Source organism: Methylobacterium sp. E-012, assembly GCF_057836545.1.
In genome coordinates, this window is sequence record NZ_JBYQEY010000001.1 from 2,655,618 (window position 1) to 2,671,927 (window position 16,310).

The 16,310-nt window shown below is 71.6% G+C and carries 15 protein-coding genes; 11 read left to right on the forward strand and 4 right to left on the reverse strand.

Translation table 11 applies throughout. The annotated features are described in order from the left end of the window. The first annotated feature begins 200 nt into the window (after positions 1-200). The 7 genes from AC3IF1_RS12640 (at position 201) to AC3IF1_RS12670 (ending at position 6,629) form a co-directional block, all read left to right on the forward strand. A complete protein-coding gene (locus AC3IF1_RS12640; protein WP_243967154.1) occupies positions 201-665 on the forward strand; it encodes a hypothetical protein in 465 nt (154 codons plus the stop codon). Positions 666-807: 142 nt separating this feature from the next. Continuing rightward, complete coding sequence (gene rpiA, locus AC3IF1_RS12645) at positions 808-1,521, forward strand: ribose-5-phosphate isomerase RpiA (RefSeq protein ID WP_243967155.1); 714 nt, start codon at positions 808-810, stop codon at positions 1,519-1,521. Positions 1,522-1,564: 43 nt separating this feature from the next. Continuing rightward, entirely contained in the window at positions 1,565-2,119 is a 555-nt protein-coding gene (locus AC3IF1_RS12650) for a DUF2059 domain-containing protein (RefSeq protein ID WP_489217799.1), read from the forward strand. A gap of 40 nt (positions 2,120-2,159) precedes the next feature. Further along, on the forward strand, positions 2,160-3,380 hold the full coding sequence (locus AC3IF1_RS12655) for an O-antigen ligase family protein (RefSeq protein ID WP_489217800.1): 1,221 nt from the start codon (positions 2,160-2,162) through the stop codon (positions 3,378-3,380). Further along, entirely contained in the window at positions 3,377-4,759 is a 1,383-nt protein-coding gene (gene gor / locus AC3IF1_RS12660) for a glutathione-disulfide reductase (protein WP_489217801.1), read from the forward strand. Before AC3IF1_RS12655 ends, gor begins: the two co-directional genes overlap by 4 nt. A 56-nt stretch (positions 4,760-4,815) precedes the next feature. Continuing rightward, on the forward strand, positions 4,816-5,133 hold the full coding sequence (locus tag AC3IF1_RS12665) for an RNA polymerase sigma factor region1.1 domain-containing protein (protein WP_243967160.1): 318 nt from the start codon (positions 4,816-4,818) through the stop codon (positions 5,131-5,133). Between the two features lie 113 nt (positions 5,134-5,246). Then, positions 5,247-6,629 (forward strand): class II 3-deoxy-7-phosphoheptulonate synthase, encoded by a 1,383-nt coding sequence (locus AC3IF1_RS12670; RefSeq protein ID WP_243967161.1) that lies wholly within the window; start codon positions 5,247-5,249, stop codon positions 6,627-6,629. Between the two features lie 129 nt (positions 6,630-6,758). On the opposite strand, the gene AC3IF1_RS12675 is transcribed toward AC3IF1_RS12670, so the two are convergent. Beyond that, entirely contained in the window at positions 6,759-9,602 is a 2,844-nt protein-coding gene (locus tag AC3IF1_RS12675; protein ID WP_489217802.1) for an EAL domain-containing protein, read from the reverse strand. Positions 9,603-9,752: 150 nt separating this feature from the next. Between AC3IF1_RS12675 and AC3IF1_RS12680 the strand changes: the two genes are divergently transcribed. Continuing rightward, complete coding sequence (locus tag AC3IF1_RS12680) at positions 9,753-10,229, forward strand: cupredoxin domain-containing protein (RefSeq protein ID WP_489217803.1); 477 nt, start codon at positions 9,753-9,755, stop codon at positions 10,227-10,229. A 15-nt stretch (positions 10,230-10,244) separates the two neighbouring features. Here AC3IF1_RS12680 and AC3IF1_RS12685 read toward each other — a convergent pair whose 3' ends face one another. Both AC3IF1_RS12685 and AC3IF1_RS12690 read right to left on the reverse strand, forming a co-directional pair. Then, positions 10,245-11,516 (reverse strand): efflux RND transporter periplasmic adaptor subunit, encoded by a 1,272-nt coding sequence (locus AC3IF1_RS12685; RefSeq protein ID WP_489220386.1) that lies wholly within the window; start codon positions 11,514-11,516, stop codon positions 10,245-10,247. Positions 11,517-11,611: 95 nt separating this feature from the next. Beyond that, positions 11,612-12,316 carry a sulfate transporter family protein gene (locus AC3IF1_RS12690; RefSeq protein WP_243967165.1) on the reverse strand — a complete coding sequence of 235 codons (705 nt, stop codon included), beginning with the start codon at positions 12,314-12,316 and terminating at the stop codon, positions 11,612-11,614. A 246-nt stretch (positions 12,317-12,562) separates the two neighbouring features. Here AC3IF1_RS12690 and AC3IF1_RS12695 point away from each other — a divergent pair, with 246 nt between their 5' ends. From AC3IF1_RS12695 to AC3IF1_RS12705, 3 genes are all read left to right on the forward strand, one after another. Further along, on the forward strand, positions 12,563-13,798 hold the full coding sequence (locus AC3IF1_RS12695; RefSeq protein ID WP_489220387.1) for a flavin monoamine oxidase family protein: 1,236 nt from the start codon (positions 12,563-12,565) through the stop codon (positions 13,796-13,798). An 85-nt stretch (positions 13,799-13,883) separates the two neighbouring features. Continuing rightward, positions 13,884-14,507, forward strand: a complete 624-nt coding sequence (locus AC3IF1_RS12700) for a Crp/Fnr family transcriptional regulator (protein ID WP_489217804.1) — start codon at positions 13,884-13,886, stop codon at positions 14,505-14,507. 99 nt (positions 14,508-14,606) lie between these two features. Further along, positions 14,607-15,230: a Crp/Fnr family transcriptional regulator gene (locus tag AC3IF1_RS12705; RefSeq protein ID WP_489217805.1), complete on the forward strand. Its 624-nt coding sequence runs from the start codon at positions 14,607-14,609 to the stop codon at positions 15,228-15,230. A 33-nt stretch (positions 15,231-15,263) separates the two neighbouring features. Here the strand turns inward: AC3IF1_RS12705 and AC3IF1_RS12710 are convergent, their stop codons facing one another. Then, entirely contained in the window at positions 15,264-16,262 is a 999-nt protein-coding gene (locus tag AC3IF1_RS12710) for a 2-hydroxyacid dehydrogenase (protein ID WP_243967643.1), read from the reverse strand. Between the last annotated feature and the right edge of the window lie 48 nt (positions 16,263-16,310).

The following is a 16,310-nucleotide window of genomic DNA, read 5'->3' on the forward strand; positions in this document are numbered from 1 at the left end:
TGCCCATGTCCGGCGACGCTGTGTGGATTTTGCAGCCCATGCGCGCGCGGGGCCTGCCGCACCCCGTCATCGGCACGTGCTGACCGGAAGAGTCTGCCAACCGGGAGAGTCTATAGCCCACGCGGCGATCGGCGCACGCGGCGCCCCACACTCGCCCGAAAGCCCAGCGAAGGCTGCGCGTCCCCGTCCCGGAACCCGCGATGAAACCGTCCCTGCCCCTCCTCGCCGCCTGTGCGACGCTCCGGATCCTGCCGGCGGCCGCGACGTCCTACGAGTTCGTGCCCGCGCCGCAGACTGACCTGAACCGCATGTACCGGGTCGACAAGGTGACCGGCGAGGTCACGTCCTGCCAGTACGGGCTTCAGGAATCGGCCGGCGGCATCGGCCAGACGGTCTGCTTCGGAGCCGGCGAGGGGGCCGGCCCCCAGACCCCGTCGGAATACGGGCTGGTGGCGAGCCGGCACACCCGCGAGGCCGGCGTGTTCCGGGTCAATTACCGGACCGGCGAGATGAGCATCTGCTTCGTGCTGGTGAAGAAGGAGCAGGTCGTCTGCACCCAGCAGGGCAAGCCCGGAGCCGAGGGCGCCTCCGACGCGCCGCTGACCGGCCCCGCGCCTGGCCGGGCCGGGGCCAGTGCCACGCCCGCGCAGGGCGTGCGCCCGTGACGCGGCATGTGCGGCCCGGCCGTTCCGGTCGGCCCGGTCCCGTGCTAGGGGCCGCGCGATCTTGGCGGAAAGGCCGGCCCCCGATGACATGCGCCGTGACGTGCGCCCTCTCCCTCCACCGCGCCGCCCGGGCGCTCCCCCGGTGAGCGGGCCGGACCTGCGCCGGGCCGCGGCGGCGCGCGCCCTCGACCTCGTCGAGCCCGGGATGCGGCTCGGCCTCGGCACCGGATCCACCGCCGCGGCCTTCGTGGCGCTGCTCGGCGAGCGGGTCCGCGACGGGCTCGACATCCTTGGCGTGCCGACCTCGGAGGCGACGCGCGCCCAGGCCCAGGGCCTCGGCATCCGCCTCGCGACCCTCGACGAGCAGCCGGAGCTCGACCTGACCATCGACGGCGCCGACGAGGTCGACGACCAGCTGCGCCTGATCAAGGGCGGCGGCGCGGCGCTCCTGCGGGAGAAGATCGTCGCCTGCGCGAGCCGCCGCATGGTGGTGATCGCCGACGCGGCCAAGCGGGTGGCGCGGCTCGGTGCCTTCCCGCTGCCGATCGAGGTCAACCCCTTCGGCCTCGCCGCCACCCATCGGGCCGTCGAGGCCGCCGTCGCGGGTGCAGGCTGCACGGGCGCGGTCCGGCTGCGCCGCCAGCCCGACGGCGCGCCGCTCGTCACCGATGGCGGCCACCACATCCTCGACGCGCATCTCGGCGCGATCCCCGATCCCGAGGCCCTCGGCGCCGCGCTCTGGGCGGTGCCGGGCGTCGTCGAGCACGGCCTGTTCCTCGGCATCGCCGACGCGGCGATCCTGGCGGCCGCCCGGGACGGGCGGGCCGACATCACCGTTCTCGGCAGCCTCGCCTGAGGCGCCGCTCTCCTCGCCGGCCATCCTCGCAAGAAAGTCCAGCATGTCCCGACGCCTCACCGCCGCGCTCGGCCTCGCGCTCCTGACGCTCCCCTCCGCGGCCCTCGCCCAGAAGCCCGCGCCCGCCAAGCCGGCGGCACAGCCCGCGACTCCGGCCGCCAACACGCCGGCATCGGCCTTCACCCCGAGCCACCTCGCGCTCGCCCGGGAGGTGATGCTCTCTTCCGGCATCGCCCGCTCGTTCGACTCGGTGCTGCCGGCCTTCGCCGACCAGATCCGCAAGCAGACGGTGACCCGGCCGGAGCTCGCCAAGGACCTCGACGAGGTTCTGGTGTCGCTGCAACCCGAGATGGAGCTGCAGAAGCAGCGCATGATCGACATCGCGGCGCGCACCTACGCGTCGAAATTCTCGGAGGCCGAGCTGAAGGAGATCGCGACCTTCTTCCGCTCACCCGCCGGCAAGCACTACGTGGAGGCGCAGCCGCAGCTCCTCGACGAGATGGTCCAGGAGATGCAGGACTGGACCCAGGACGTGTCGGAATACGTGATGGTCCGCGTCCGCGCCGAGATGGGCAAGCGCGGGCACCAGATGCAGTGACGGAACCCGCCCCCACGCGGATCATCGTGACGACCGCACCATGAGCGCGGCCGGCCGCCTCTACGCGGCGGGCGGGGTCCTCCTCGCCGCCATGCCGCTCGCGATGGTGCTGGCCAACCGGTCGAGCCCGCTGGTGGTCGGGCTGGCGGCGCTCGCCTTCCTGGCCGGGCGCGCGGTGGAGGACCGCCACGATCTGGCGCGCCGGGTCCTGAGGCCGCTCGCCGATCCGCTGGCCGGGGCGGCGCTCGCCTTCCTGGCCTGGGGCCTCGTCTCGCTCGCCTGGAGCCCGGTCCCGGCCGCGTCCCTGCGGGTGGCGGGCGAGTTCCTGCCGGCGCTGGCGGGGGCCTACCTCCTGGCCTGCCTGGCGCCGGGGCGGATCCCGCCCTTCGCGCCCCGGCTCGGGGCTGCGGCGATCGCGCTGACCGGCCTGGTGATCGCGGGGGATCTCGCGGCCGGGCTCGCCCTGGAGCGGGCCCTGGGGCACCGGGCGGCCGCCTTTGTGCACAACCGCTCGGCCCTGACCCTGGATCTCGTGGCCGGCCCCCTCGCGCTGGTCCTCTGGCGCGGGCGCGCCCACGGCCTCGCGGTCGCGACGCTGGCCTTCGCGGCCCTCGGCGTGCTGCGCTCGATCAGCGGCGCCGCCCAACTCGGCCTGCTCGCCGGCGCCGCATTGTTCGCGGTGACCCGCCTGCTGCCCCGGCGCGCCGGCATCGGCCTCGCGGGCCTCGGCCTCGGCCTCGCCGTGGCGCTGGCCCCGGTGGAGGGCGACCTCCTCGCCCGCACCATGCCGGAGGCGGCCCATGAGCGCCTTGTCCAATCCTCCTCCCGGGCGCGGGTCGCCATCGCCCGCAGCTTCGGCGCCGCCGTGGCGGCCGATCCCTGGCGCGGGGCGGGCTTCGGCACGAGCGCGCGTTTCGCCGAGACGCCCGCGGCGCAGGCGGTGCCCCCCGAGATGCGGGTGCTCCTCGGGGTCGGGCATCCGCACAACAGCTTCCTCCAGGTCTGGGCCGAGCTGGGCCTGCCCGGCGCGGTGCTCGCGGCGCTGACCCTCATGCTGATGCTCGCCCGCATCGCCCGGCTGCCGCAGCCGGACCGGGCAACGGCGCTCGCCCTCGTGGCCGGGGCGGCGGCCATCGCCTTCGTGGAGCATAACGGCTGGGCGGCGTGGTGGACGGCGGGCCTCGGCGCTGCCATCTCGTGGCTGCGCGAGGCGGCCCGGACCCGCGCCGAGACGAGCCCCGGGAGGGACGGATCCGCATGAGCGATTTCGACACCGACCTCTTCGTCATCGGCGGCGGCTCCGGGGGCGTGCGCGCGGCGCGGATCGCGGCGGGCTACGGCGCCCGGGTGATGCTGGCCGAGGAATACCGGGTCGGGGGCACCTGCGTGATCCGCGGCTGCGTCCCGAAGAAGTTGATGGTCTATGCCGGACGCTTCGCCGACGAGTTCGCGGACGCCGCCGGTTTCGGCTGGACGGTGGGGACGCCGCGCTTCGACTGGGCCACCCTCAAGCGCCGCCGGGACGCCGAGGTCACCCGCCTCGAAGGGATCTACGACGCCAACCTGATCCGGGCCGGCGTCGAGATCGTGCCGGAGCGGGCGGTGATCGTGGATCCGCACACGGTGCGTCTGGTCGCGTCGGACCGGACGGTCCGGGCGGAGCGGATCCTGGTCGCGGTCGGCGCCCATCCGGTGAAGGAGCCCGCGGTGCCCGGCATCGAACTGGCGATCACCTCGAACGAGGTGTTCGAGCTGGAGAGCCTGCCGGAACGCATCCTGGTGATCGGCGGCGGCTACATCGCGGTGGAGTTCGCCGGCGTGTTCGCGGCGCTCGGGAGCGCCACGACCCTGCTGCACCGGGGCGACAGGCTGCTGCGCGGCTTTGACGATGAGGTCCGCGACGCCCTCGCGGAGGCCTACGGCCACCGGATGGACCTGCGGCTCGGCCGCACCCTCCTGGGCATCGAGCGACGGGATAGCGGCCTGTGCGCACGCCTGGACGACGGCAGCGAGATCCTGGCCGATCAGGTGCTGGTCGCCACCGGCCGGCGGCCCAACGTCGGCGGCCTCGGCCTGGACCGGGTCGGGATCGACCTCGACGCCGCCGGGGCGATCCCGGTGGATGCCTATTCGCAGACCAAGGTCCCGTCGATCTACGCGGTCGGCGACGTCACCAACCGCGCCAACCTGACCCCGGTGGCGATCCGCGAGGGCCACGCCTTCGCCGACACGGTCTACGGCGGCAGGCCGACCTGCGTGGATCACCGCCTGATCCCAACAGCGGTGTTCTCGACCCCCGAGATCGGCGTCGTCGGCCACAGCGAGGCCGCCGCCCGCGAGGTCTACGGGACGATCGACGTCTACAAGGCGCGCTTTCGCCCGATGAAGGCGACGCTGTCGGGCCGCGAGGAGCGGATCCTGATGAAGGTGATCGTCGATTGCGCGACCGACCGGGTGGTGGGCGTCCATATCTTCGGCCACGATGCCGGCGAGGTGATCCAGGCGGTGGGCATCGCGGTGACCCTGGGCGCCACCAAGGCCGATTTCGACCGGACCATCGCGGTTCACCCGACGGCGGCCGAGGAACTGGTGACGATGCGGGTTCCGGAGGTCACCAAGCATCCGGTCGGCGTCGGCTGAGGGCTCTCCACCCCCCAGGGCCTCGACGCCGTGCCCGACCGAGCCATATCAGGGGGATGGGCAAGCAGGGCGCAGGCAAGGGACGCGGCGAGGACGACGCGCACGCGCGGCGGCAGGCCATCATCGATGGCCTGCTGGCGGACGCCCTGCGCCCGGCCTTCCACCGACCCCCGAGCCACGAGGCGCTGCCCCCCGACATCCGCCGCGCCATCGATCAGCTGCTCGCCAAGGCGGAGGCCCAGCGCAGCCGCTGCCTGACCTACGACGATCTGGAGGAGGCCCTGCCGCCCCGGGACGTCTCCGCGGAGGATCTGGAAGCGATCTTCTGGATCCTCGCCGAGCACGGGATCGAGGTCGAGGACGGCGAGGCCTGAGGCCGGGGCGCGCCAGCCCCTCGCATTCCGACACTCGTCAGCCCAGGGGAACCTCTCTATAAGCCGCGCTTCGCGCGAAGCGCGGTCGCACGAAAGGTGCGCGGAGAGAGGCCATGGGCGAGCGTTGGACACCGAAAAGCTGGAGACACCTGCCGATCGAGCAGGTCCCCGCCTATCCGGATACGGCCGCCCTGGGTGCCGTCGAGTCGCAAATCGCGAGCTTTCCGCCGCTGGTCTTTGCCGGTGAGGCCCGCAAGCTGAAGGCGGCCCTGGCGCGCGTTTCCGCGGGCCAGGCGTTCCTCCTCCAGGGCGGCGACTGCGCCGAGAGCTTCGACGAGCATTCCGCCGACAACATCCGCGATTTCTTCCGGGTGTTCCTGCAGATGGCGATGGTGCTGACCTTCGCGGGCGGCTCGCCGGTGGTGAAGGTCGGGCGCATCGCCGGGCAGTTCGCCAAGCCGCGCTCCTCGCCCACCGAGACCCTTGAGGGCGTGAGCCTGCCGAGCTACCGGGGCGACATCGTCAACGGCATCGGCTTCTCGGAGGAGGCGCGCATCCCGGATCCGCGGCGCCAGCTCGAGGCCTACCGGCAATCGGCCGCGACCCTGAACCTGCTGCGCGCCTTCGCCACCGGCGGTTACGCCAATCTGGAGAACGCGCATCGCTGGATGCTGGGCTTCGTGAAGGATTCGCCGCAATCCTCGCGCTACCAGGACGTGGCCGGCCGGATGACCGACGCCCTCGACTTCATGCGCGCCATCGGCATCAACCCGGAGACCCATCCGGAGGTGCGGACCACCGATTTCTACACCAGCCACGAGGCCCTGCTGCTCGGCTACGAGGAGGCGCTGACCCGCGTCGATTCGACCACCGGCGACTGGTACGCGACCTCCGGGCACATGCTCTGGATCGGCGACCGGACCCGGCAGCCGGACCATGCCCATGTCGAGTACGCCCGCGGCATCCGGAACCCGATCGGCCTGAAATGCGGCCCGTCCATGAAAGCGGACGGGCTGATCCGGCTGATCGACCTGCTCAACCCGGAGAACGAGCCGGGACGCCTGAGCCTGATCTGCCGCTTCGGGGCCGACAAGGTCGGCGAGCACCTGCCGGCCCTGATCCGCGCCGTCGAGCGGGAGGGCCGCACGGTGGTGTGGATCTGCGATCCGATGCACGGCAACACCGTGGCGGCGGGCCGCTACAAGACCCGGCCGTTCGAGCGGGTGATGCAGGAGATCGAGGGCTTCTTCGGCGTCCACCGGGCCGAGGGCACGATCGCCGGCGGCATCCACCTGGAGATGACCGGCAAGGACGTGACCGAGTGCACCGGCGGCGCCCGGGCCCTGACGGCCGACGACCTGCAGGACCGCTACCACACCTACTGCGACCCGCGCCTCAACGCCGAGCAGGCCCTGGAGGTGGCGTTCCGCACGGCGGAGCTGGTGAAGGCTGAGCGCAGCCACGTGGAGGCCCCGCGCCTCGACGCGGCGGAGTAGGACAGGGAATCCACGTCTCCCTCCTCCCTGTGCGGGGGAGGGTAGGCGCGCGACCCTTCTGGACTGGCATAGCCGCCGGCCACGCGATGACCCCAAACGCGGAGCGCGAATCCGCCCCCCGCTCCGTCCTCACGCGATCGCCCGGCTGGCGCCGTTCCAGCGGCTGATCACGGCGGCGACCTCCGAGACGGGGACCGGGCGGCTGAACAGGTAGCCCTGGACTTCGTCGCAGCCCTCGGCGCGCAACCGGGCGAGCTGCGCCTCGGTCTCCACGCCCTCGGCGGTGGTGGTCATGCCGAGGCTCGCGCCCAGCCCGATCACCGCCCGGACGATGAAGTCCGTCCCGTCGTTGATGCAGAGATCGCGCACGAACGACTGGTCGATCTTGATCTTGTCGAAGGGGAAGCTGCGCAGGTAGCTGAGCGACGAGTAGCCGGTTCCGAAATCGTCCATGGCGACGCGCACGCCCAGCGCCTTGAGGCTGTGGAGGACCGCCGTGGCGGCGCCGGGATTGGCAACCAGGACCGATTCGGTGATCTCCAGCTCCAGCCGCCGGCCGGGCAGGCCGGTCCGCCGCAGGGCCTCTCGCACCACGTTCACGAGGCTCGCAGAGGTGAACTGAACCGCCGAGACGTTCACTGCGACCTTCAGGCCGTCCGGCCAGCGGGCGGCCTCCTCGCAGGCCCGGCGCAGCACCCACTCGCCGAGCGGCACGATCAGGCCGAGTTCCTCTGCGATCGGGATGAACTCGGCCGGCGAGATGAAGCCGCGGACCGGGTGGTTCCAGCGCAGCAGGGCCTCGAATCCGCAGACCCGGTCGGCATCGAGGCTGTAGATCGGCTGGTAGTAGACCTCGAACGCTTCCCGGGCGAGGGCGTCGCGCAGTTCCCGCTCCAGGATCCGCCGCGCCTGGAGGCGGGCATCCATCTCGGGCTCGAAGAACCGGAACGAGCCCCGCGCCTCGGTCTTGCCGCGGTCGAGGGCGACCTCGGCGTTCTTCAGGAGCTTTTCGCAGCTCGTCCCGTCGCTCGGCGCGAGGGTGATCCCGATGGTCAGCCCGACGCTGATCTCGTGGCTGCTCAGGCTGTAGGGCGCGCCCACCACCTCGATGATGCGCCGGGCGAGCACCGCGGCATCCTCCGGCCGGTCGATGCCGCGCTGGATGACGATGAACTCGTCGGCGCCGAGGCGGGCGACGCAGTCGATCTCGCGCACGCAGGCGGTGAGCCGGTTCGCCACCGCGGCGAGCAACTCGTCCCCGACCCCGTGCCCCAGGGTCTCGTTGACCGGCCGGAAATCGTCGAGATCGATGGCGAAGACCGCGAAGCCGTGGTCGCGCCCCGCCTGGGCGACCGCCATCTCGATCTGCTGGCCGAGGGCGATCCGGTTCGGCAGGCCGGTGAGCATGTCGTGATGGGCCAGAAAGGCGATGCGGGCCTCGGCGTGCCGCCGCTCGGTGACGTCCTCGTAGGTGGCCACGAAGCCGCCATCGGCGGTCTTGCGCCGCTCGATCGCCACGATGCGCCCGTTGCACAATTCCTGGAAATGCGTGTGCCAGGCTCCCCCGTGGAAGGCCTCGCGCTGCTGGCGCAGCAACGTCTCGATGTCACAACCCGGATGGTTGCCGGCCAGGAGGCTGGCGTTCATGACCTCGACGGCGCTCATCCCGGGCGCGACCGCCTGGCTGGGCAACCCGTAGATCTCGCTGTAGCGCCGGTTGACCACCATCAGGCGATCCTGCGCGTCGTAGAGGCACAGCCCCTGGGACATGTTGTCGAGGGCGGCGTCGAGGCGGAGGTTGGTCTCGGTCAGCCGATCCTCTTGCTCCTTCAGCAGGCTGATGTCGCTGCACACCGCGATGAAGCCGCCCTGCTGGGTGGCGCTGCGGCTCACCCGCAGCCATCGCCCGTCCGCCAGCCGGATATCGCCGTCGCGGGCCAGGGCCCGGAAGCAATCCCCGAGCGTTTCCGGTGCGCCGGTCTCCGGGCCGCCGGCATGGCCCCAGACCGAGACCCCGGCCTCGATGGCCTCACCCAGCCCTTCGAAGAAACGCTGGGCCTGGGCATTGGCGAGGGCGATCCGGCCGGCAGCGTCGACGACGACCACGCCCTCGCGGGAGGTCTGGAGCGCGTCCGTGACCAGGGACTCGGCGCGGCGGCGCTGGCTGACCTCGCGGGCCATCATCGCGTGGATGTTGTCGCGCATCACCGCCATCGACCGCAGCAGGCTGCCGAGCTCGTCGCGGCCCCCCGCGGGGATGCGATCGTCGAGGCGGCCGCTGGCGATGCGCTCCGCGGCCCGCGAGGCCGCGGCCAGCGGTCCGGTAATGCGCCGGTTCAGCAGCCAGGCGACCAGCGCGCAGACGACGGTCGCCAGGGCCGCCGCGATGGCGTTGACGCGCATCTCCCGGACCACCAGCGTGCGCGCCGCCTGCCGGAACGTGAAGCCGTCGCCGGCCGTGTAGTTGACGAGCATGTCGATCTGGCTATCGACCACGCTGGCCTGCTGATCCAGGGCGTCCCAACGCTCGGGGCGGGCCGTGGCGGGATCCAGGGCGCGGCGCGTCTCCTCCCAGGCAGAGACCGCCGCCTGGACCGCGCCCGCGGTCCGCACCGCCCGGTCGGACTGGGACCGCTCCACCGCGATCGTCAGATCCTCGGCCAGCGTCGTCGACAGATCGGCGATCTCGGCGTTCAATTTGGCCGTCTCGGCCTCGCCGCGCAGGTGCATCCGCCGGGCGAAGGCCGTGCGCATCTTGGCGAAATCGGCCGCGGTCGCCCGGGCGTAATTGATGGACATCAGCGACTCGTCGTAGGTCCGATTGACCAGAGTGCCGATGTGCGCGATCGCGACAACCGCGTAGAGCCCGAGGGCGCCCGACAGCAGGCTCATGCTCAGGAAGGCGACGAAGATCCGGCCCCGGACGGTGGTGAAGAACCCCAGCATCCCACGCGCGATACCTGACGGCCTCATCGGGGACCTGTCCTCCTGAGCCGTCTCGGGGTCTTGCATCGCACCGGCCGCCGCGCCACACGTGCAACGATCTGTAGTTGCAACATGTTAAGAGGCACTTAGTTCGCAGCCCTGGCAATTCGATTCCGTGGCGCGTGCGAATACCGGTCGATGCGCGAATATCGCTCGATCGCATACAAAATCCAGCTTCGGAAAATGATTTCTCAAGGAAATCTGTGCGATCATGGCATCCGGAAACCGAGGGATCACATGTCCGCCTCCGAATCCCGGATCGTTTCAAGCTTGAATTGGCGCGCCGCGCTCCCGGCGGTGCTGGCCCTGGCATTGGGCGCGACCTGCGGATTGCTGATCACCGATCAGCTCCAGGCCTCCGCCATCGCGGTGTCCCAGAAGGGCCGGATGTTCCATCCCGACAACCTCGCGGTCGCCCGCGGCGAAGTCGTCACGTTCGTCAACGACGACAGCGATCTGCTGCACCACGTCTTCGTCGAGTCCGACACGTTCAACTTTGATTCCGGGGATCAGGAACCGGGCAGCCGCACGCCGATCACCTTCACCGAGCGCGGCACCTTCCAGGTTCTGTGCGGCATTCATCCCAAGATGAAGCTCGTCGTCCGGGTGAATTGACGGTTCCCGGACCGGTCAGCGCTGGGCCGAACGCATCGGCGTGGGCTCCGGCGCCAGTTTCAGCCGCTCGATCGCCTGGCCGTCGCGGAGTTCCGGGGGCGGGCTGTAGACGATGCGGCTGTCGGCCGAGAGGCCGGATTCGAGCTCGATCGTGCGTCCGAGATCGCGCCGCACCTTGACGGTCCGCCACGTCACCCGGTCGTCGTCGCCGACCTGGGCGACCTGGAGCCCCTTGCTGTTGAACACCGTCGCCTCCGCGGGCACCGAGACCGCAGGCTCGGTGCGCGGGATCTTCAGGGTCACGTAGGCGTAGAGCCCAGCCCGCAGCACTCGGTCGGGATTGGGCACGTCCACCTGCGTGGTCAGGGTGCGCGAGGCGGCATCCAGGGCGACGGAGCTGCGCTCCACGAAGCCGTCGAAGGACCGGCCCGGGAGCTGCGGCACCGTGATCACCGCCTTGACGCCGGGCTTGACCCCGACCGCGTCGTTCTGCGGCACGTTCACGGTGATGCGCAGGGTGCTGTCCTGATCGATGCTCAGGAGCGGCGTGCCGCCGTTGTCGGCCCGGACGAGATCGCCGACATCGACGTTGCGGGTCGTGACGACCCCGTCGAAGGGCGCGACCACCCGCTCGAACGCCGCAAGCGCCTTCAGCCGGTCGACCACGGCGTCCTGCGACTTGATGTTGGCGGTCGCCACCTTCACGCCGGCCTCCGCGGCCGCCAGGGTCGCCGCCTGCGAGAGGACGCCGGCCTGCGACGTGTCGGCGTTCTGCCGGGAGGCCCAGCCCTGCACCGCAAGCGTCGTGGTCCGGTTGTTGGTGAGGTTGGCGAGGTTCACGTTGGCGCGGGCCTGCTCGACCTGCGCCTGCGCCTGCAGGAGTTGCGCCTTCAGCTGGCCGACCTGCGCCTCGGCCTGGGCGAGCTGCTGGTCGAGATCCGGGGCGGCGATCCGCAGGAGCAGGTCTCCGGCCTTGATCCGCGATCCGATATCGACCCGGCGCTCGGCAATGTAACCGGTCGCCCGGGCCGCGATCGCCGCCGTGGTGAAGGCCTGCATCTCCCCCGGGAGCACGAGATCGATCGGCCCCGCCGCCCGCTCGGCCGCGACCGTGCGCACCTGCGGGACGAGGGTCGTGATCCGCTCCAGCGTCGCCGTCGCCGCCACGTCCCGCTGCCAGTGGCCGTAGGCGCCCCAGGCCAGCAGCCCGACGCCGACGAGGCCGACCAGGAGGAACGGGACTATGCCGGGGGGCGGGGGTACGTCGCGCGCCACGTCCTGGGCCATCATCGCTTGGCTCTCCGCCCGGCGCCCGCAGACGCCGCCGCGACGGTAGCGGTCAACGGCAGCGCCCGCCAGAGCGGGCTTTGCCGCAGCGACGCCTATGCGGTGCGCGGGCCGGCCAGGCGCAGGTCCCGGCTGAGGCGCTTGTGCAGGTGGACCATCAGGGCGATCCCGAAGAGCGGCGTTAGCAGGTTGAGGATCGGCACAACCATCAGCGCCGAGAGCAGGCAGCCGGCACCGAGCGTCCGGACCGAGAAGGCGCGGCGCATGGCGGCCGCCTCGGGCAGGGGCCGGAACCGGGCCGCCGCCATCTCGAAATACTCGCGGGCGAGCAGATAGGCGTTGGCGGCGAAGAAGGCCGCGATCCCGATAACCGGGACGAAGAAGATCACCAGAGCCGCGAGGTTGACGAGCAGCGCCACCCCGGCGAAGCGGACCGTGTAGAGCATCGCGGTGCCGAACGGCATGGCCCGGCCCGGCGGCTCCCCGGGGAAATCCGTCCGCTCGACGATCTCGGCCGCGTCGTCGAGGAAGAAGCCCGCCACCAGGATCGAGACCGCCGGCATCAGGTAGGCGAGCACCACGAACAGGCCGAAACCCGCCAGGTAGTAGGCGAGGCTGTCGAGGATCGGGTACTGGGACGAGATGTGATGGCTCGCCTGGAACGCCTGGACCAGCCGGGTCAGGCCGAGCCAGACCAGGACCAGGAGCCCGAGCGTCAGGCCGAGGGATTTCCAGAGGATCGCCCGCATCGGGGGCGAGAAGGTCTGGCGCAAAGCCGCCGTCGCGGACTCGACGAGCATCGGGTGCGGATTCCGGTCGCCGCCGGGCGCGGCGCCGGCGGATGTGGAGCGGTGCGGCCGGCGGCGCAAGGCTGCGGGTGAAGCAGCGCGGGTGAGGGACGGGGAGCACACGTGCAGGACCAGAGGCGACAGGATGCGGGGCGAGGGGTCTCGCCGGATCCGCGGGCGGCCGGGGATCGCAGCGCCGACCCGCCGCGCGCGCCCGCCTACCGGCCCCGGCTCGCGCCGCTGCCGGACGATCCGGAAGTGCTGGTGATCGGGGCCGGGGCGGCGGGGATCGGCGCGGCGCGGACGCTCGCGGCCCGGGGGGTGGCGGTGGCGGTGCTGGAGGCCCGGGACCGGGTCGGCGGCCGCGCCCTGACGGTGACGCTGCGCGGCCACGCCCTCGACCTCGGCGCCCACTGGCTCCATGCCGGACCGATCAACCCCCTGGTGGCCCTGGGCCGGGCCCGCGGCGAGCGCCTGCGCCGGGCGGCGCAGGACAGCCATGTCTGGGTCGGGCGCCGGCCGGGACGGAGCGACGAGGTCCGCGCCAACGCCCGGGCCTTCGCCCGCGCGGACCACGCGATGACCCGCGGCGCCGCGCAGCCCGGGGCCGACCGTCCGGCCGCGCGCGCCCTGCCGCCGGGCCTCGGCCCCTGGGGCGCCCGGGTGGCGCAGGTCCACGGCCTGGTCTCGGGCCGGCCGCTGGGCGAGGTCTCCCTCCAGGACTTCCCCAGCATGGAGTACAGCGACAACTTCTTCCTCGCCGACGGCTACGGCAGCTATCTGGCCCGCCTCGCCGACGGGCTGCCGGTGGCGCTGGGGACCGCGGTGACGCGGGTCGACTGGTCGGACCGCCGCGTCCGCCTGACCACCGCCGGCGGCCGGGAATACCGGGCGCGGGCGGTGATCGTCACCGTGCCGATGATGGTGCTGCGCGACGGGCCGGCCTTCACCCCGCCGCTGCCGAATGCCGTGCGTGCCGCCATCGACGGCTTCACCACCGGGATCTACGAGCACGCGGTGCTGCACTGGCCGTCGAGCCCGTTCCGCGGCCGCGACCGTCTGGCGGCGATCCACGGGAGGCGCCACACGCCCCCGGGCCTGCTCACCCGCATCGACGGCACGCCGTTCCATTACTACGAACTCGACCTGCACGAGGCCGCGGCCCTGGACGCCGCCGGGGCCGGGGCGGACGGGGTCCGCCGGCACGTCCGGGCGGTCCTGGGCGATCTGTTCGGGGCGGCACGCCTGCGCGACCTGACCATCCCGGCGGTGAGCGCGTGGCGCCACGACCCGTGGTCCCGGGGCTCCTGGGCCGTGGTCCCGCCGGGCCACGCGCCGGCCCGGCAGAGCCTTCACGCGCCCGTCGGCGACACGGTCTGGTTCGCCGGGGAGGCCCTCTCCCGGGAGCAATGGGGCACGGTGGGGGGCGCCTACGCCGAGGGGTCGCGGGCCGCGGAGGTGATCGCCGCGCGTCTCCGCCCGGGCACGGCCTGAGGCCTACGCACCGCCCGGACAGCCGGGCGGCTTGCGGGCGATCCAGCGGACGGGCATCCCCGAGCCCTCGGCAAGGGGGACGACCATGGATTGGATCGAGGCGATCGGCTACCTCGGCACGGCACTGACGATCTCGGCCACCGCCATGAGCACGATGATCCCCTTACGGATCATCTCCCTCTGCGCGAGCTGCGCGGTGATCACCTACGGATCGCTGATCGGCAGCATGCCGGTGGTGCTCACCGAGCTGATCCAGATGCCCTTCAACGCCTATCGGCTCTGGCAGATGCTGCGCCTCGTCCGCGACGTCGAGACCGCCGCCGACGGCGACCTGTCCCTCGAATGGCTGCGTCCGTTCGGTTCGCGCCGCCCGTTCGGCACCGGCGAAGTCGTGTTCCGGAAGGGCGATACCGCGGACGAGATGTATTACGTCGAGAGCGGCGCGTTCCGGATCCCCGAGGTGGGCATCGAGGTGCGCGCGGGCGGGATCGTCGGCGAGTTGGGCCTGCTGTCGCCGGGCAACACGCGCACCGCCTCCCTGATCTGCACCGAGCCCGGCCACGCCTTATGCGTGACCTATTCCGACGTCAAGCAACTCTACTATCAGAACCCCGAATTCGGCTTCTATTTTCTCAAACTGACAAGCGAGCGCCTCTTCCAGGGCGTTCAAGTCATGAAACGCCCGAGTGTTACGGGCGACGTCATCTGACGCAATCCTGTCCGCGAGCCGCGTCGCCGCGCAGATCGTCTTGCGAAGTCGATGCACCCTACGTTACCTGGGCCGCGCAATCGGTTCGGCGGGGCGGCCATGGATTGGATCGAGGGGATCGGTTATCTCGGCACGGCCCTGGTGATCCTGTCGACGGCGATGACCACGATGATCCCCCTGCGGATCATCGGTCTCTCCGCGAGCTTCGCCCTGGTGACCTACGGGATCCTCATCGGCAGCATGCCGGTCGTCCTCACGGAACTGTTCGAGATCCCGTTCAACATCTACCGGCTGTGGCAGATGTTCCGTCTGGTCGGCGACGCGAAGAAAGCCGCCGCGGGGGACCTGTCCCTCGGCTGGCTGCGCCCGTTCGGGACGGAGCGAGCCTTCGGGGCGGACGAGACCGTGTTCCGTGCGGGCGATCCCGCCCACGAGATGTACTACATCGAGAGCGGCGTCTTCCGGGTCCCGGAGGTCGGGATCGCGGTGCGGGCGGGCGGGATCGTCGGCGAGCTGGGCCTACTCGCGCCGGGCAACGCCCGCACGGCCTCGCTGATCTGCGCGGAGCCCGGCAAGGCCCTGTGCGTGACCTATTCCGACCTCAAGGCGCTGTACTACCAGAACCCGGACTTCGGCTTCTACTTCCTGAAGCTGACCACGGAGCGGCTGTTCCAGAGCGTCGAAGCCGCCAAGCGGCCGGTGGCGACCGCCGACGCCCTCTGAGAGAAGCGAACGCGTTGCCGGGACCCGGCCTCGTCAGAGCATGCTGGGCAGGATCCGGTCCGGCGGACGGTGGCCGTCCATGAAGGTCTTGATGTTGATGATGACCTTCTCGCCCATGTCGATGCGGCTCTCGTAGGTCGCCGAGCCCATATGGGGCAGCAGCACGACCTTGCCCTGCCGGGCGAGCTTGACGAGCCGCGGGCTGACCGCCGGCTCCTGCTCGAACACGTCGAGGCCGGCCGCCGAGATCTCGCCGCCCTCGATCAGCCGCGCCAGGGCGTTCTCGTCGATCACCTCGCCGCGGGCGGTGTTCACCACCACCGCCTCGGGCTTGAGCAACTTGAGGCGCCGGGCCGAGAGCAGGTGGTAGGTCGCGGGCGTGTGCGGGCAGTTCACCGACACGATGTCGACCCGGGCGAGCATCTGGTCGAGGGATTCCCAGTAGGTGGCGTCCAGCGCGCCCTCGATGGCGGCCGGCACCCGGCGGCGGTTGTGGTAATGGACCTGGAGGCCGAAGGCCCGGGCGCGCTTGGCGAGCGCCTGCCCGATCCGGCCCATGCCGACGATCCCGAGGCGCTTGCCGGTGATGCGCCGGCCGAGCATCCAGGTCGGCGACCAGCCGGTGGTCCACTCGTCGTCGGGGATGATCCGCGCGCCCTCTGTGACCCGGCGGGCGACGGCGAGGATCAGCGCCATCGTCATGTCGGCGGTGTCCTCGGTCAGCACGCCCGGGGTGTTGGTGACCGTGATGCCGCGCTCCAGCGCCGCCGCCACGTCGATGTGATCGACGCCGTTGCCGAAATTGGCGATGAGCCGCAGGTTCGGGCCGGCCTGGGCGATCAGCCCGGCATCGACCTCGTCGGTGACGGTGGGGACTAGGACGTCGGCCTCGCGCAGGGCCGCCGCCATCGCGTCCGCCGCCATGGGCGCGTCGTCGGAACTGAGGCGGACGTCGAACAGCTCGCGCATCCGCGTCTCGACGGCATCCGGCAGGCGCCGCGTCACGACCACCAGCGGCTTGCGCTTCGACACGTTTCTCTCCCCGTCAGCTCTGCGGCCGTATCGGCGGCTCCCGGCCGG

Excerpts from the sequence above, each read along its gene's own strand:
- AC3IF1_RS12675 (WP_489217802.1), bottom strand. The coding sequence starts at position 9,602 with ATGAGGCCGTCAGGTATCGCGCGTGGGATGCTGGGGTTCTTCACCACC.
- gor (WP_489217801.1), top strand. The coding sequence starts at position 3,377 with ATGAGCGATTTCGACACCGACCTCTTCGTCATCGGCGGCGGCTCCGGG.
- AC3IF1_RS12670 (WP_243967161.1), top strand. The coding sequence starts at position 5,247 with ATGGGCGAGCGTTGGACACCGAAAAGCTGGAGACACCTGCCGATCGAG.
- AC3IF1_RS12680 (WP_489217803.1), top strand. The coding sequence starts at position 9,753 with ATGCGCGAATATCGCTCGATCGCATACAAAATCCAGCTTCGGAAAATG.
- AC3IF1_RS12650 (WP_489217799.1), top strand. The coding sequence starts at position 1,565 with ATGTCCCGACGCCTCACCGCCGCGCTCGGCCTCGCGCTCCTGACGCTC.
- AC3IF1_RS12705 (WP_489217805.1), top strand. The coding sequence starts at position 14,607 with ATGGATTGGATCGAGGGGATCGGTTATCTCGGCACGGCCCTGGTGATC.
- AC3IF1_RS12685 (WP_489220386.1), bottom strand. The coding sequence starts at position 11,516 with ATGGCCCAGGACGTGGCGCGCGACGTACCCCCGCCCCCCGGCATAGTC.
- AC3IF1_RS12700 (WP_489217804.1), top strand. The coding sequence starts at position 13,884 with ATGGATTGGATCGAGGCGATCGGCTACCTCGGCACGGCACTGACGATC.
- AC3IF1_RS12640 (WP_243967154.1), top strand. The coding sequence starts at position 201 with ATGAAACCGTCCCTGCCCCTCCTCGCCGCCTGTGCGACGCTCCGGATC.
- AC3IF1_RS12665 (WP_243967160.1), top strand. The coding sequence starts at position 4,816 with ATGGGCAAGCAGGGCGCAGGCAAGGGACGCGGCGAGGACGACGCGCAC.
- AC3IF1_RS12655 (WP_489217800.1), top strand. The coding sequence starts at position 2,160 with ATGAGCGCGGCCGGCCGCCTCTACGCGGCGGGCGGGGTCCTCCTCGCC.
- AC3IF1_RS12690 (WP_243967165.1), bottom strand. The coding sequence starts at position 12,316 with ATGCTCGTCGAGTCCGCGACGGCGGCTTTGCGCCAGACCTTCTCGCCC.